The organism is Dankookia sp. P2 (assembly GCF_050632255.1).
In the GTDB taxonomy this organism is placed as follows: Bacteria; Pseudomonadota; Alphaproteobacteria; order Acetobacterales; family Acetobacteraceae; genus Paracraurococcus.
Genome location: NZ_CP192581.1, coordinates 5,592,413 through 5,607,597 on the forward strand (window position 1 = coordinate 5,592,413; position 15,185 = coordinate 5,607,597).

Annotated in this window: 16 protein-coding genes and 1 pseudogene; 9 read left to right on the forward strand and 8 right to left on the reverse strand. The window is 72.1% G+C overall.

Features of this window, described 5'->3' with window-relative positions; genetic code table 11:
• Positions 1–14: 14 nt before the first annotated feature.
• The 3 genes from ACQ86J_RS33225 to ACQ86J_RS33235 are packed head-to-tail and all read left to right on the forward strand — an operon-like array spanning position 15 to position 1,871.
• Positions 15–446 (forward strand): S1C family serine protease, encoded by a 432-nt coding sequence (locus tag ACQ86J_RS33225; protein ID WP_431272623.1) that lies wholly within the window; start codon positions 15–17, stop codon positions 444–446.
• Complete coding sequence (locus ACQ86J_RS33230) at positions 332–595, forward strand: PDZ domain-containing protein (protein ID WP_431272624.1); 264 nt, start codon at positions 332–334, stop codon at positions 593–595. The genes ACQ86J_RS33225 and ACQ86J_RS33230 overlap by 115 nt, the downstream gene beginning before the upstream one ends.
• A 52-nt stretch (positions 596–647) precedes the next feature.
• Positions 648–1,871 carry an MFS transporter gene (locus ACQ86J_RS33235; protein ID WP_431268864.1) on the forward strand — a complete coding sequence of 408 codons (1,224 nt, stop codon included), beginning with the start codon at positions 648–650 and terminating at the stop codon, positions 1,869–1,871.
• 7 nt (positions 1,872–1,878) lie between these two features.
• Here ACQ86J_RS33235 and ACQ86J_RS33240 read toward each other — a convergent pair whose 3' ends face one another.
• From ACQ86J_RS33240 to ACQ86J_RS33265, 6 genes are all read right to left on the reverse strand, one after another.
• Positions 1,879–2,049, reverse strand: coding sequence for a hypothetical protein (locus tag ACQ86J_RS33240; RefSeq protein WP_431268865.1), 171 nt, complete (start codon positions 2,047–2,049; stop codon positions 1,879–1,881).
• Positions 2,050–2,118: 69 nt separating this feature from the next.
• Positions 2,119–2,445, reverse strand: coding sequence for an antibiotic biosynthesis monooxygenase family protein (locus ACQ86J_RS33245; protein ID WP_431268866.1), 327 nt, complete (start codon positions 2,443–2,445; stop codon positions 2,119–2,121).
• An 11-nt stretch (positions 2,446–2,456) separates the two neighbouring features.
• Positions 2,457–3,215, reverse strand: coding sequence for an SDR family NAD(P)-dependent oxidoreductase (locus ACQ86J_RS33250; protein WP_431268867.1), 759 nt, complete (start codon positions 3,213–3,215; stop codon positions 2,457–2,459).
• Between the two features lie 107 nt (positions 3,216–3,322).
• The gene (locus tag ACQ86J_RS33255; RefSeq protein WP_431268868.1) at positions 3,323–4,822 is read right to left on the reverse strand and encodes a tripartite tricarboxylate transporter permease; all 1,500 of its coding nucleotides are present in this window, start codon (positions 4,820–4,822) and stop codon (positions 3,323–3,325) included.
• A 31-nt stretch (positions 4,823–4,853) separates the two neighbouring features.
• Entirely contained in the window at positions 4,854–5,456 is a 603-nt protein-coding gene (locus ACQ86J_RS33260) for a hypothetical protein (RefSeq protein ID WP_431268869.1), read from the reverse strand.
• Positions 5,457–5,608: 152 nt separating this feature from the next.
• Positions 5,609–6,592: a Bug family tripartite tricarboxylate transporter substrate binding protein gene (locus tag ACQ86J_RS33265; protein WP_431268870.1), complete on the reverse strand. Its 984-nt coding sequence runs from the start codon at positions 6,590–6,592 to the stop codon at positions 5,609–5,611.
• A gap of 169 nt (positions 6,593–6,761) precedes the next feature.
• On the opposite strand from ACQ86J_RS33265, the gene ACQ86J_RS33270 reads away from it, so the two are divergent.
• From ACQ86J_RS33270 to ACQ86J_RS33280, 3 genes are read left to right on the forward strand one after another with little or no spacing between them, the layout of a single operon-like run.
• A complete protein-coding gene (locus ACQ86J_RS33270; RefSeq protein ID WP_431268871.1) occupies positions 6,762–9,857 on the forward strand; it encodes an amidohydrolase in 3,096 nt (1,031 codons plus the stop codon).
• Positions 9,839–10,741 (forward strand): ketopantoate reductase family protein, encoded by a 903-nt coding sequence (locus tag ACQ86J_RS33275; protein WP_431268872.1) that lies wholly within the window; start codon positions 9,839–9,841, stop codon positions 10,739–10,741. Before ACQ86J_RS33270 ends, ACQ86J_RS33275 begins: the two co-directional genes overlap by 19 nt.
• A 4-nt stretch (positions 10,742–10,745) precedes the next feature.
• Complete coding sequence (locus ACQ86J_RS33280) at positions 10,746–11,675, forward strand: VOC family protein (RefSeq protein ID WP_431268873.1); 930 nt, start codon at positions 10,746–10,748, stop codon at positions 11,673–11,675.
• Positions 11,676–11,735: 60 nt separating this feature from the next.
• Here the strand turns inward: ACQ86J_RS33280 and ACQ86J_RS33285 are convergent, their stop codons facing one another.
• Positions 11,736–12,923: a hypothetical protein gene (locus tag ACQ86J_RS33285; RefSeq protein ID WP_431268874.1), complete on the reverse strand. Its 1,188-nt coding sequence runs from the start codon at positions 12,921–12,923 to the stop codon at positions 11,736–11,738.
• A 58-nt stretch (positions 12,924–12,981) separates the two neighbouring features.
• On the opposite strand from ACQ86J_RS33285, the gene ACQ86J_RS33290 reads away from it, so the two are divergent.
• A complete protein-coding gene (locus tag ACQ86J_RS33290; RefSeq protein WP_431268875.1) occupies positions 12,982–13,620 on the forward strand; it encodes a cytochrome b in 639 nt (212 codons plus the stop codon).
• 50 nt (positions 13,621–13,670) lie between these two features.
• Here ACQ86J_RS33290 and ACQ86J_RS33295 read toward each other — a convergent pair whose 3' ends face one another.
• A complete protein-coding gene (locus tag ACQ86J_RS33295; RefSeq protein ID WP_431268876.1) occupies positions 13,671–13,883 on the reverse strand; it encodes a hypothetical protein in 213 nt (70 codons plus the stop codon).
• Positions 13,884–13,980: 97 nt separating this feature from the next.
• On the opposite strand from ACQ86J_RS33295, the pseudogene ACQ86J_RS33300 reads away from it, so the two are divergent.
• Positions 13,981–14,314, forward strand: a pseudogene (locus ACQ86J_RS33300) (DUF1491 family protein).
• 161 nt (positions 14,315–14,475) lie between these two features.
• On the forward strand, positions 14,476–15,183 hold the full coding sequence (locus ACQ86J_RS33305; RefSeq protein ID WP_431268877.1) for a response regulator transcription factor: 708 nt from the start codon (positions 14,476–14,478) through the stop codon (positions 15,181–15,183).
• Positions 15,184–15,185 lie beyond the last annotated feature (2 nt).

Consider the following 15,185-nt stretch of genomic DNA (forward strand, 5'->3'; position numbering starts at 1 on the left):
GCTTCGCCGTCGCCATCGGCAACCCGCTCGGCTTCTCCTCGACGGTCACGGCCGGCGTGGTCAGCGCGGTCGGCCGCAGCCTGGCCGGGCGGGGAGGCCGGCCGATCGAGGATTTGGTGCAGACCGACGCGGCGCTGAACCCCGGCAATCCCGGTGGCGCGCTGGTCGACAGCGCCGGCCGTGTCATCGGCATCAACACCGCCATCATCGCCGGCGCCCAAGGGTTGTGCTTCGCGGTCGCGGCCAATACCGCGCAGCTCGTGCTCGGCCAGCTGGTGCGCTTCGGCCGGGTACGGCGGGCGGCGCTCGGGCTGACCGGGCAGCGGAGGTGGTGCCGCGCCGCTTCGCCCGGCCGCTCGGCGTCGAGCAGGCGACCGGGCTGCTGGTCGCGGCGGTCCAGCCCGGCGGCCCGGCGGCGCGGGCGGGGATCGAGCGCGGTGACCTGATCCTGACCATCGCCGGCCTGCCGGTCACCGGCGTCGATGCGCTGCTGCGCTGGCTGACCGGCGAGCGGGTGGGGGAGGCGGCCGAGGTGCTGCTGCTGCGCCGCGGCGACCCGCGCCGTCTGCGCGTGGTGCCGGCCGAGCGCGGCTGACGCGCCGGGCGGATCACCGGTAAGGTGGCCCGGCATCCCGGGGGAATCGCTGGTGTCGGAGACGTCCGGGGAGGTGCCGAACATCCTGCGGCATCGTCCCTTCCTGTTGTTCTGGACGTCCCGCGTCCTCTCCACCCTGTGCTTCCAGATGCTGGCCGTGGCGGTGGGCTGGCAGCTCTATGCGCTGACCGGCCGGGCGCTGGATCTCGGCCTGGTCGGGCTGGTGCAATCCATCCCGGTCCTCGTCCTGACCCTGCCGGCCGGCTGGCTCGCGGATCGCGGCGACCGCCGGCTGATCGTCGCCTGCTGCCAGGGTACGGTGGCGGTGCTGGCGGCGCTGCTGGCGGCGGGCACGCTGCAGGGCTGGCTGGGGCGGGAGGCGATGTTCCTGCTGATCGGCCTGATCGGCTGCGCCCGGGCGGTCGAGGCGCCGAACATGGCCTCCCTGCTGCCGGGCCTGGTGCCGCGCGCGCTCTTCCCGCGCGCCGCCGCCTGGTCGGCGAGCGCCACGCAGACCGCGCAGATCCTCGGCCCGGCGCTGGGCGGGCTGCTCTATGCGCTGGGGCCGCAGGCGGCCTACGGCACGGCGGCGGCGCTGCTGCTGGTCGGCGGCAGCGCGGCGGCGGCGATCCGCCCGGCGCACCGCGTCCCGGGCGTCGAGCGTCCTGGCCTTGCCGGCCTGCTGGAGGGCTTCGGCTTCGTCCTGCGGCACCGGATCGTGCTCGGCGCGATCTCGCTCGACCTCTTTGCCGTGCTGCTGGGCGGGGCGGTGGCGCTGATGCCGATCTTCGCCCGCGACATCCTCGGCACCGGGCCGGCCGGGCTTGGCATGCTGCGGGCGGCGCCGGCGGTAGGCGCCCTGGCCACATCGGTCTGGCTGGCCAACCGGCCGCTGCGGGCGCCGGTCGGGCCGCGGATGTTCGCGGCGCTCGGCGCCTTCGGCCTGGCGACGGTGGTCTTCGCGCTGTCGGGGAACCTCGCGCTGTCCTGCCTGGCGCTGGCGGTGGTCGGCGCGGCCGACGTGGTCAGCGTGGTGGTGCGGTCCTCGCTCGTTCAGCTGCGGACGCCGGACGAGATGCGCGGCCGGGTCTCGGCGGTGAACTCGCTGTTCGTCGGGGCGTCCAACCAGCTCGGCGATTTCCGCGCCGGCTCGGTCGCAGCGCTGCTCGGCGCGATGCCGGCCGCGGTGCTGGGCGGCGTCGGCACGCTGCTGGTCGCCGCCCTGTTCATGCGGCTGTTCCCGGAGCTGCGGCGGCTGGAACGGCTGGAGGGGTAGGGCGCCGTCAACGCCCGCGACGCCAGCTCAGCAGCACCATGGCCACCACCACCGCGGCGATCAGGGCGATGCCGACCATGCCCTCGATCACGTCGAAATCTCGGTGCGTCGCGGGCGACGAAGATGGCGGTGATCGCGCCGGCCGCCGCCAGCACCAGCCTTGCCCACATGGTTCCATTCCTCTCTGCCGGCCCGAGCCTGCGCCGGCGCCGCGCCGCGCGCCTTGCCGCAGCGCAAGCCGGCGTGGCTATCCAGCGGTCCCCTTCGCCAGGGTCTGCACCGGCTCGAAGCCCTCGAATCCGGGCGGGCCGAGATAGAGCGGCTTCGTGGTGCCGGCATTGCGGTGCGCCATGCGGAAGGCCTCCGACTTCGTCCAGGCCTCGAAATCCGCTCTCGAGACCCAGGTGGTGTGGGAGGCGTAGAGCACGTGCCCGTCCTTCGCCGGCCCTTTCAGCAGGTGGAATTCGACGAAGCCCGGCACCGTGTGCAGCTGGCTGTCGCGGCTCTTCCACAGGGTCTCGAACTCGGCTTCCGCGCCCGGGGCGACCTTGAAGCGGTTCATGGCGATGAACATCGGCATTCTCCTCAACTGCTCGCGCGGCGGGTGCCGCCATCGACATGGATCACCTGGCCCGTGATGTAGCGCGCCAGCGGCGAGGCGAGCCACACCGCCAGCACCGCCAGGTCCTCCGGCTGCCCGATATAGCCCGCCGGGACCTCGCGCTCCGCCCAGGCGCGGCGGCTCGCCTCGTCCGGCATGACGCGGGCGTCGATCTGCTCGGACCGGATGCGGCCGGGCGGGATGGAGTTCACCGTGATACCGTCCCGCCCGACCTCGCGCGACAGCGCCTTGGCCCAGATATGCGTGGCCCCGTTCGGCGCATTGGCCGGGTTGATGCTGAAGGGCTCGTCCGGGCCGGTGATGTTGACGATGCGGCCGAAGCGTTGCGCCCGCATCGCCGGCACCAGCGTATGGGTCAGCCTCCGCGCGGCGTGGAAGTTCAGCTCCATCGCCTCCTGCCAGACCGCCTCGGGGCCGAGCTCGCCGGGCGGCTGGCCGCGGCTGCCGCCGGCATTGTTGATGAGGATGTCGCAGCGGCCGAAGCGGCCGAGCACGGCGTCGCGGATGCGCAGCGCCGCCTCGGGGTCGGTCAGGTCCTCGGCGACGATCAGGGTCTCCGCCCCGGCGGGGAGTTCCTCCGCCAGCGCTTCCAGCAGCGGCCGGCGGCGGGCGAGGATGGCCAGGCGGCAGCCCTCGGCCGCCAGCATCCGCGCGATGGTCCGGCCGATGCCGGCCGAGGCACCGGTGACCAACGCCACCTTGCCCGTGAGATGCAGGTCCATCCGCAGGCTCTCCGTTTCCGCGGCGCAGCCTGCGTCCGCCCCGGGCAAAGGAAAGCCGCCCCGGTTGCCCGGGGCGGCTTGCCTGTCTTCGCGCGCGACGGCCGGGGTCAGCCGGCCAGCGCCGCGTCCTTGCCCTTGCGGAGGTTGGGCAGCAGCATCGCCGCCAGCGCCACCGCGCCGATCGCCAGCATCGTCGCGCTGATCGGGCGCTGGACGAAGATCATCGGGTCGCCGCGCGACAGCAGCATGGCGCGCCGCAGGTGCTCCTCCATCATCGGGCCGAGCACGAAGCCGATCAGCAGCGGCGCCGGCTCCAGCCGCAGCTTGTTGAAGAGGTAGCCGATCACCGCGAACATCGCCGTCGAGTAGACGTCGAAGACGTTGTTGTTCACGGAGTAGGCGCCGATGGCGCAGAACACCAGGATCGCCGGGTAGAGGAACTTGTAGGGCACCTGCAGCAGCTTCACCCACATGCCGATCATCGGCAGGTTGATGACCAGCAGCATGACATTGCCGATCCACATGGAGGCGATGAGCCCCCAGAAGAGGTCCGGCTGCGCTTCCACCATGCGCGGGCCCGGCTGGATGCCCTGGATGATCAGCGCGCCCACCATCAGCGCCATCACCGCATTGGCCGGGATGCCGAGGGTCAGCAGCGGGATGAAGCTGGTCTGCGCCGCGGCGTTGTTGGCCGCCTCCGGCCCCGCCACGCCCTCGATCGCGCCGGTGCCGAAGAGGTGCCGGCCCTTCGAGACCTTCCGCTCCATCATGTAGGAGCCGAAGGAGGCGAGCGCCGCGCCGCCGCCGGGCAGGATGCCGAGCACCGAGCCCAGCACCGTGCCGCGCAGCACCGACGGGGTGGCGCGCTTCCATTCCTCACGCGTCAGCCAGAGGCTGCCGACCTTGGTCTTCAGCACCGAGCGGGATTCCGGCCGCTCAAGGTTCAGGATGATCTCGGCGATGCCGAACATGCCCATGGCCAGCGCCACGAAGCTGATGCCGTCCGACAGTTCCGGGATGCCGAAGGTGAAGCGCTGCTGGCCGGTCTGCACGTCGGTGCCGACCAGGCCGAGCGCGACGCCGAGCGCCACCATGCTGATCGCCTTGACCACCGAGCCCTGCGCCAGCACGGCCGAGATGATGAGGCCGAGCAGCATGAGCGAGAAGTAGTCGGCCGGGCCGAAGGAGAGCGCGACCGAGGTGAGCAGCGGGCCGGAGCCGGCGACGAAGATGGTGGCCACCGAGCCGGCGAAGAACGAGCCCAGCGCCGAGGTCGCCAGCGCCGCGCCCGCCCGGCCGTTGCGGGCCATCTTGTAGCCCTCGAGCGTGGTGACGACCGAGCTGATCTCGCCCGGCAGGTTCAGCAGGATGGCGGTGGTCGAGCCGCCATACTGGGCGCCGTAGTAGATGCCGGCGAGCATGATGATCGCCGTCGTCGCCGGCTGGCCGAAGGTGATCGGCAGCAGCAGGGAGATGGTGGCGACCGGCCCGATGCCCGGCAGCACGCCGATGGCGGTGCCGATCAGCGCGCCGATCAGCGCGAAGAGGACGTTCTGCAGGCTCAGCGCGACGCCGAACCCGAACGCCAGGTTGTTGATGATATCCATTACCCGTCGGTCCTTCTGTCTGGCGCCGTGGCTAGAACTGCGGCCAGACGGCCACGCGGATGTCGAGCTGCTTGATGAAGACCCACCAGCACAGCGCGAGCAGGAAGATCGACACGCCGAGCACGCCGAGCGGCCGCTGCCGGTGCTCCGGCTCCGCCAGGCAGGCGATGATGATGGTGGCGAGCAGCGCCAGCAGCAGCCCGCCCTTCTCCAGCAGCAGGCAGAAGATGCAGAGGCCGGCGCAGATATAGCCGATCAGCCGCCAGCGTGCCGACCAGCAGATCACCAGGAAGCCGACCAGCATGCCGAGCCCGAGGCTGCCGTAGCTGGTTTCGAAGAAGGAGCTGATATGCGGCGCCACCAGGAAGGTGCCGTAGCCGGCGACGATCGCCGCGGCGAGCGCGGCGCTGTCGACGCCCGACCACCGCTCCAGCGGGTCGGGCCCGTTGAAGAAGGCCGAGCCCAGGATGATGATGCCGAGGCCCATCAGCACCCAGAAGACCAGCATGGGCATGTAGCCCGGGCCCATGCGTCGGGCCGAGCCGAGGGCATGGTCCTGGTTCAGCCACAGGGCGACTGCGGCAAACAGGATGAGGATGACGCCCGAGGCGACGTCCTTCGCGTTCAGTTTCATGCGGCGACCTTTCTCGGCTCCCAGCACCCCGGGACTGCGCCCCGCGGCTTACTTCCAATGACACCCTTGCCGGACCTGGGGTCCGGTTTCTCTTGCGCCTGCGATCCGCCCCGGGGTTGCGCCGGGCGGACCGCTTGCCGATCCCTTGGGCCTTAGTCCACCTGCGCGCCGGAGGCCTGCACCACCGGTGCCCAGCGCGCGACCTCGGCCCGGATGAAATCCGTGTAGCCAGCCGGCCCCAGCGTCCCGACCGTCCCGCCGATCTCGGCGAAGCGGGCGCGGAGCGCCGGATCGGCCAGCACTGCCGACACCGCCGCGGCCAGGCGTTCCGTCACCGGCGGCGGCAGCCCGGCGGGGCCGGAGAGGCCGAACCAGGATGAGCTGACCAGATCGACGCCCTGTTCCCGGAAGGTCGGCACCGTGGGGAAGGCGGGGTGCCTTGTCCCGGCCGAAAGCGCAAGGGGGCGGACCGAGCCGGCACGGATATGCGCGGCGGCGGATGGCAGGCTGTCCGACATCATCGGCACCACGCCAGCGATCGTGTCCGTCATCGCCGGGCCGGCGCCGCGATAGGGCACGTGGTTCACATGCGCGCCGGTCGCCTGGGCGAGATGCAGGATCAGGAGATGGTTGGTCGAGCCGGAGCCGGAGGAGGCGATGTCGATCCCGCGCGCGTCCTCCCGCGACAGCCGCACCAGATCGGCCAGCGTCGCCGCCGGGAAGCGCGGCGTCGCCACGAAGACCAGCGGGTTGTCGACCACCAGGGCGATATGGGTGAAGTCGCGCACCGCGTCGTAGCGCAGGCTGCGATAGAGCGAGGGCGCCGCGCCATGGCTGGCGATGTTCGACATCAGCAGCGTGTGGCCGTCGGGCGCCGCCTGCGCCACCGCGAGGCTGCCGACGGTCGCCGCGGCGCCGGCCCGGTTCTCGATGATCACCGGCTGGCCGAGCTGCTCCTGCAGCCCCTGGGACAGCAGCCGGGCGACCAGGTCGGTGGTGCCGCCGGGTGCGAAGGGCACCACCAGGCGGATTGGCTGGCTCGGAAATGCCGGTGCGCCTTGCGCATGCGCGGCCAAGGGCAGCGCCAAAGCGGCGCTGCCGACGAGCAGGGCTCGGCGCGGCAGGATCCCGGACATTCTCCTCCCCAGACAGGTGCCTTGCGTATCGCATGGCATGCCGAGAGGGGCAAGCCGCCCCACAGCCTTGTTGCACCGCGGAATTCCGCGGAACGAAGCGGGGCCGGGCGCTGGACAGCCGGGGGCTTGCCGCGATCCTCCGGGTGGATTCAGCGCGCGGGATGCCAGCATGTCGACCAGCAGTTCGGAACGTCTCTCCAACGACCCCGAGACCCGCATCCGCGACGCCGTCGCGGCGATCGAGCCGGGGCTGGTGGCGATCCGCCGCGACATCCACGCGCATCCCGAGCTGGCCTTCGAGGAAGTCCGCACCGCCGGAATCGTCGCGGCCGAACTGGCGCGGCTGGGCATCCCGCACCGCACCGGCGTGGGCCGCACCGGCGTCGTCGGCACCATCGAGGGCGGCCGGCCGGGTCCCACCATTGCCATCCGCGCCGACATGGACGCGCTGCCGATCCATGAGGAAACCGGGCTTGACTTCGCCAGCACCGTCGCCGGGAAGATGCATGCCTGCGGCCATGACATCCACACGACGACGCTGCTCGGCGTCGCCGAAGTGCTGAAGGATCTGGCGCCGCAACTCGCCGGGCGTGTCGTGCTTGTGTTCCAGCCGGCCGAGGAAGCGCTGGGCGGCGCCGCCGCCATGGTCGCCGACGGCGTGCTGGAGGGCGTCGACATGGCGCTCGGCTTCCACAACCAGCCGGACATGCCGGTCGGCCGCTTCGGCTATGTGCGCGGCTCGACGCTCGCCGCCGCCGACCGCTTCGACCTGGTGATCCGCGGCAAGAGCGGCCATGCGGCGCATCCGGAGCTGGCGGTCGATCCCATCGTCGCCGCCGGCGCCTTCATCGCCTCGGCGCAGACCGTGGTGAGCCGGGAGATCGACCCGCTGCTGCCGGCGGTGGTCACCATCGGCATGATCCATGGCGGCAGCGCGCCCAACATCATCCCCGAGACGGTCGAGCTGCGCGGCACGGTGCGCACGCTGCACAAGACCTCGCGCGATGCGGCGGAAGCGGCGCTGCGCCGCTTCGCCGCCGGGCTGGACGCAATGCACCGTACCACCAGCACGCTGACCTATCGCCGCGGCGTGCCGCCGCTGATCAATGCCGACAGCGTGCTGGACCCGGCCGTCGCCGCGGTGGCGCGGCAGCTCGGCGACGTGGTGGCCGAGGGCCGCCCGAGCATGGGCGCCGAGGATTTCGCCGAATTCGCCGAGCGGGTGCCGTCCTTCCAGCTGCGGATCGGCAGCGGCGCGCTCCGGCCGGCACGACCACCTGCACAACGACCGCTACCAGCCGGACGAGCGCTGCATCGGCCTCGGCGTACAGGCGCTGAGCCGGATCGCGCTGGACATCCTGGCGTGACCCACCGGATTGCCGAACTGACGGCGCCCGAGGTGGCCGGGCGGCTCGCTGCCGGTGCCGCCGTGCTGTTTCCCATGGGCAGCCTCGAGACCCATGGCCCGCAGGCGCCGATGGGCGACTTCCTGCTGGCCGAGGCGCTGGCCGACCGCATGGCCGCCGCGGCCGCCGCGGAGGGCACCGATGCGCTGGTGCTGCCGGCCATCCCCTTCGGCGGCGTCGATTACTTTTCATGCGTCCCGGGCGGCATCGTGCTCTCGCCCGCCACCTTGCAGGCCGTGGTCGAGGAGACCTGCGACACCCTGATCCGCACCGGCACGCGGCGCATCCTGATCCTCAACGGCCATGCCGGCTCCATCGCCCCGGTCGATGCCGCGGCGCGCGGGCTGCGGCGGCGGCACGACCTGCTGGTTCCCGCCATGCATCTCTGGCGCATCGCCGGCTCCCTGCATGCCGAGCTCGGCGGCAGCCCTTCCAGCTTCGGCCATGGCGGCGACCCCGTCTGGTCGGTGGCGCTGGCGCTGCGGCCGGACCTCTGCGATCCGGAGGCGGCGCGGGAGAAGGCCCCGGTGCCGCCGATCCTCGGGCTGCCCGTCGCCAATTTCGGCACGCTCCGCGTCGCGGGCGTCGAGATCAACGTACCGATGGAGGTGGAGGAGGTGGCGCCGGGCGGCGTCGCCTGCGCCGACAGCCGTCCCGGCAGTGCCGAGCACGGCGCCCGCATCGTCGCCCGCCTGGTCGAGGCCGGCGCCGCCATGCTGTCCCGAGTTGAAGGCCGTGGCATGAGGATCTGCGTCTACGGCGCCGGCGCGATCGGCGGCCATGTCGCCGCGCGGCTGGCCAAGGGCGGGGCGGAGGTCTCGGTCGTCGCCCGCGGCGCGCATCTGCGGGCGATGCAGGCGGATGGCCTCAGCGTCGCTGCCAAGGACGGCACGCTGCATTGCCGTCCCAGGGCCAGCGACGACCCGGCGGCGCTCGGCGTGCAGGATGCGGTGATCGTCACCACAAAGGCGCCGGCGCTGCCCTCGGTCGCCGCCGGGATCGGCCCGCTGCTGGGGCCGGAGACCGCCGTCGCCTTCGTCATGAACGGCATCCCCTGGTGGTATTTCGACCGTACCCCGCAGGAAGGGCGGCGGCTGCCGGCGCTCGATCCCGGCGATGCGGTGCGCAAGGCCGTCGGCGTCGCGCGCACCCTGGGCGGCGTGGTCTATTCCTCGGCAACGGTGACCCGCCCCGGCCATGTCGAGGCGCTGGCGCCCGATAACCGCGTGATCCTCGGCGAGCTGGACGGCGCCATGACGCCGCGGCTGCGGGCGCTGGCGGGGGCGATCGAGGCCGGCGGCATGGGCGGCCTCGCGGTGCCCGACATCCGCAACGCGGTCTGGGCCAAGCTGCTCGGCAACATGATGAACGGGCCGCTCTGCTCGCTGGCGCGGTCCTCGATGCGGGACACGCTGTCCATCCCGGTGGTGCGCGACGCCGCCATCGCCGCGGCGCGCGAGGTGATGGCGATCGCCGCCGCCTATGGCCACCCCATCACCGGCCAGACGCCCGAGGACCGCATCGCCCGGTCGTCGCAGATCCCGCACCGGCCCTCGATCCTGCAGGACCTCGACATGGGCCGGGCGATGGAGATCGACGCGCTCTTCGCCGTGCCGCTGCAAATGGCGCGGGAAGCGGGCGTGCCCACCCCGGTGCTCGACCTCTCGGTCGCCCTGGTCACCCCGCGCGGCGATCGAGGCCGGGCTGCACTCAAAGCAAGGAAGCGCCGCATGAAGGTCTGCATCGTCGGCGCCGGCGCGATCGGCGGCCATCTCGCCGGGCGGCTGGCCAAGGGGGCGCCGATCTCTCCATCGTCGCGCGCGGCGCCAACCTCGCCGCTATGCAGGCGAATGGCCTGATCGTCCGCGCTCCGGACGGCGAGATCCGGGTGCGGCCGCGCCTGGCCGCCGACCCGGCGGAACTCGGCCCGCAGGATGCCGTGCTGGTCTGCACCAAGGTGCCGGCGCTCGGCAGCGTGGCGCGCGCGATCGGCCCGCTGCTGGGGCCGGAGACGCCGGTGGCCTTCGTCACCAACGGCATCCCCTGGTGGTACTACGCCAGCCATGGCGGCGCCGAGGAGGGGCGGCGGGTGCCGGAGGCCGATCCGGGCGACCTGGTCTGGGACCTGGTCGGCCCGGCCCGCGCCATCGGCGGCGTCATCTATTCCGCCTGCGCCCAGCCGGAGCCGGGCGTCACCCAGGTGGCCAGCGCCAGCAGCAAGCTGATCATCGGCGAGCCGGACAATACCCGCTCCGACCGCGCCCTGGCGCTGGCCGGGCTGTTCAAGGCCGGCGGCCTGCCCTGCAGCGTCTCGGAGAAGATCCGCGTCGAGGTCTGGGCCAAGCTGCTGAACAACCTGCTCAGCGGGCCGATCTGCTCGCTGAACCGCCGGACCATGCGGGACAGCCTGGCCGATCCGGTGGTGCGCGCCGCGGCGACCCAGCTGGTCGAGGAAGGCATCGCCATCGCCGCCGCCATGGGCCAGCCCATCCCCGGCGGCGCGCCGGAGCGGATCGAGATGGCGGCGCAGATCCACCACAAGCCCTCCATCCTGCAGGACCTCGAGGCCGGACGGCCGATGGAGGTCGATGCGCTGTTCCAGGTGCCGCTGCGGCTGGCGCGGGAGAAGGGCGTGCCCGCGCCGATGCTGGCGTTGACGGTGGCGCTGATGGCCCAGGTGGCGGAGGCCGCCGGCCTCTACCAGCCCGCAGAAGGCGCCGGCCCGCTGCGGCCGGCGGCCTGAGCCGATGGTCCCCGTCCTCGACCATCTCGTCTTCGACGTCCGCGACCGGATGGCCGAGGGCGCGGCGCGCATGGCCGCGCTCGGCTTCCAGCTGACGCCGATGGGCAAGCACAGCCTCGGCTCGGCCAACCACCTGGCGGTCTTCCGGGACGACTACCTGGAGCTGCTCGGCACCGACATCCCCGGCGGGGCGCTGCGGCCGGACATCGCCAGCTACCCGGTCGGGCTGAACGGGCTGGTCTTCAAGACGGACGACGCCGTGGCGCTGTCCGCCCGTCTGCTCGGCGCCGGCGTCCCGGCGCTGCCGGCGCAGTCCTTCCACCGGCCGGTGGACCTGCCGGACGGCAGGCGGGACGATGCCCGGTTCCGCACCGTGCGGCTCGACCGCGCCGCCGCCTTCGACGGCCGGGTCTACTGGTGCGAGCACCTGACGCCTGAGCATGTCTGGCGGCCGGAATGGCGAGCGCACCCGAACGGCGCGACCGCGGTCGCCCGCGTGCTGCTCTCGGTGCGCGACCCGGAACGACAGGCGGCGAGCTTCCGCCGGATGTTCGGGGAGGCGGCGGTCACCGCCGCGGCCGATGGACGGGTGCTGCTGCCCTGCGGCCCGGTCGTGGTGGAGGTGGCGCCGCATGCGCTGGTGGCGGCCGAACTGGGCGCTGCCGCCCCCGACCCCGCCGGGCGCGGCGACCACATGGCGCTGGTCGCGCTGCGGGTAGCCGATCTCAGCGGCGACGGCGGCACTGCTGCGGGTCCATGGCGTTGCCGCGGCGCCCCGTCCGGCCGGGCTGCGTGTGGCGGCGGAGCCGGCGCTGAACGCAGTGGTCGACTTCCTCGGCTGAGCGACCGACGCCGCGGCGAGCGGTGTTACCGAGTGAATCTTGTGCGGCCAGGACGCAACGGAACGCATCCGTCCGGCGTCTTTGTCCCGTAGCCCCCGCGGGACCGACCCCGAGGAGGCAGCGCACAGGATGGCTATGGACCGAAACCAGGATCAGGATGTGGCGGATCGGCCCGGCCGGCTCGCCGCGTCGCATGGCACGGCGTTCGGGCGCCGGGCGCCACGCGCCGGCCGCGGCACGCCCTGGCCGCCGGAGGCAACTCGCGAGGCGGTCTTCGACATCGCCGACTTCGAGGCGATCGCCGCCTTCGCCGGGCTGCGGCCGCCTTTGCAGCGGGCCGGCTGAAGCAGGGCCGGGGCGGCCAGGCCAGGCAATCGTGCCACGATGCGCCTGGACCAGCCGGCTAGGGCGGCGGCGGGGCGGGGCGCGGCAGCGCGGTCTGGCCCAGCACCCAGCCTTCCCAGCCGCGCACCCAAGGGTCGTCCGGCAAGAAATCCGGGCGCAGCCCGTCCAGCACCCCGATCAGGCCCAATAGGCCGATGACGCTGTCGAAGCGGTCCTCCCCGGCGGCATCGGCGCCGAAGCCGGCGACGGCCATGGCGGCCAGCGCGGGGTCGGGCCGCACTTCGCGCGCCGCCATCGCCGCCAGCAGCGCCGGTGCCAAGGCTTGACGCGGCGCCTGGGCCCGCTTGCTGCCGGCCAGCGCCAGCCCGCAATGCCGCAGCGCCTCGGCCGGATAGACCTCGGCCAGCACTGCAATGCCGGGCGCCAGCAGGTCGTGCAGCCCCCTCGAAGGGCCAGAGCCGGATCGGCGCCGCCGCCGCCAGGGCCGGGACGATCCAGTCCCGCCAGGCGGTGATCGCCGCCTTGCCGGACTGGTTGGCCCCGAGCGTCCAGAACAGCGGCGCGCCGGCCGGGCGTTCGGCGGTGGCGCGGTCGCACCAGCGGCTGAGGGCGATCGGGCCCGACAGGCCGAGCGCCGCCGCATGCGCCGCCCGGGTCATCCCGGCGATGCCGCGGGCTGGGTAGAAGGGGCGGGCAGGGGAGACGGTCTCGAGCCCGGGGCTGACCGTGAAGAAGTCGGGCGTCCCGGCCAGGCCGCGCAGGAAGGCGGCGAAGCCCGGCTCCGGCCGCCCCGCGGCGAATTCCCGCGGCACACCGAGCGGCAGGTCCAGCCCGAGCGCCACCGGCAGGCCCGGCGCCAGCAGCCGCGGCAGCAGCGCGGTGAGGTCGCCGACCGGCGCCGGCGCGACGGCCCGCCATTGCCCATTCCTGCGCCGGGCCCAGGTGATCCAGCGCTTGCGGGGATCGATGCTCCAATCCGCATGCGCGGCGATCATGTCATCCGGAGCGGCAGCGGGCCGTGCCATGCTGAGTGCGGCGGAAGAGGAGAGCGTCATGACGGTGATGGCAGAGCCTGTGGTCCCGGCCACGGCCAGCGTGGCGTCCCGGGCCTATACCAGCCCGGCCAAGTGGTTCCACTGGATCACGGCGGCGCTGGTCGGCATCGCCCTGCCGGGCGGCCTGCTCATCCAGTACTTCACCGCCCCGGACGAGGCTATCCTGAAGCCGGATGACGCCGCGGCGCAGGCCTATCTGGCGGCGGCCAATGCCATCAAGTACGGCGCCTATGCCATTCATGAATCGGCGGGGCTGACGATCCTGCTGGTGATGACGCTGCGGCTGGCCTGGCGGCTCACCCATCGTCCCGCGCCCTTGCCCGCCCATGTCCCGCCGGTGCTGCGGAAGGCCGCGGCGGCGGTGCATCACACCCTGTATGCGCTGCTGGTCCTGCAGCCCATCCTCGGCTTCCTCGCCACCAATGCCTGGGGTTTCCCGATGCAGGGGGCAACCGCCTATCTCGGCTTCATCGACCTGCCGAAATTCATGGAGCCGAATACCGACCTCGCCGGGGTGCTGCAGACCCTCCATACGATCGGCGGCTGGTCGATCCTGGTGCTGCTCGTGCTGCATGTCGGCGGCGCGATCTACCACCAGGCCATCCGCCGCGACGGCACGCTGCTGCGGATGGTCTGATTTCGGATGGGCAACCGGCGATCACCTGCTGCGTTCCGGCAACGGGTCCGTCAGAGCGGCTTCTGCGCCTTCTCCAGCATGCGGGCGAAGAAGCCCGGCTTCTTGGGCGCGGCCTCGGCTTTTGCCGTTTTTTCAGCCTGGGCGCGCTCTGCGGCGGCGTCTTTCTCCTTGTTGGCGAGCCACTTCTCCAGGCTCATGCCCGCCTTGGCGGCCCTTTTCGCCTCATAGGCGCGTTGGGCCTCGGTCATCTTGCGTTGATCCATGGGAACCTCTTCGACTCCGGAGATGTGGCGGAGGCCGCACGCCGGGGCAAGCGGTGAGGGCTTGAACGGGGGCGCGGATCGGGCCCCTATGCGCCGCATGGAAGCACGGGTGAAGGCGGGGATCTGGGTCTCGATGGCGCTGCGGCTGGCGGATATTGCCGGGCGGAGCGGCGCGGTGCTGCGCAAGGGGGACCCCGATCCGGGCGGAATCCTTTGCATCCTGCGGGGTAGGGAGGGACTCGTCGTCCTCAGCCAGGTGCGCGACTCGGAAGGCCGGCCGGCTTGGCTGCGCGGCACCGGTCCGGCGCCGGTCGACGAGATCGACCACCGATGCCTATGTCGCGCGGCAGGTGAAACGCGACCCTGATCTATGGGTTGTCGAGTTCGACGCACCGGATCTGAAGCCGCCATTCGAAGGCAAGTTGCTCTGAATCCGGTACGGGACCGTTCATCGCAATATTGTGTTGACGGTTCAACGCGTCCGTGAGGTGCGTTTTCTCACCCGATGGTTTCAATCACTTCTGACGGGTTGAGCATCGCGCAGGTTTGCAATGTCACCGACCCTGTAACCTATCACGTGTCGGAGGTCCGCATGGCCACTCCCCGCCCTATCCTGATCGTGGAGGATGATGCCGCGCTCCGGGCAACCCTCGCCGAGCAGATCGCCATGGAAGGCGACTTCACCGCCGACGAGGCCGAGAGCGCCGCGGAGGCCACCGCCAAGCTCGCCGACGGCGATGTCCGCTACGATGCCATCCTGCTCGACATCGGCCTGCCGGACGGCGACGGCCGCGACCTCTGCGCCAAGCTGCGGCGCGACGGCAAGAAGATGCCGGTCATCATGCTGACCGGCGCGGATGCCGAACAGGATGTCGTGCGCGGCCTGGATGCCGGGGCCAACGACTACATCGCCAAGCCCTTCCGGCTGCCCGAGCTGCTGGCCCGGGTCCGCGCCCAGCTGCGGGTCTTCGACAATTCGGAAGACGCCGTCTTCACCATCGGGCCCTACCTGTTCCGTCCCAGTGCCAAGCTGCTGCTGGAGCCGGCGCGCAACCGCAAGGTACGGCTGACCGACAAGGAAAGCTCGATCCTGAAATTCCTCTACCGGGCCGGCGGCAAGCCGGTGCCGCGGCAGATCCTGCTGAACGAGGTCTGGGGCTACAACAGCGCGGTCACGACGCATACGCTCGAGACCCACATCTACCGCCTGCGGCAGAAGATCGAGCCCGACCCGACCCATGCCCGCCTGCTGCTGACCGAGGGCGGCGGCTACAAGCTGGACCCGGTCGCCCAGGCGTAGTA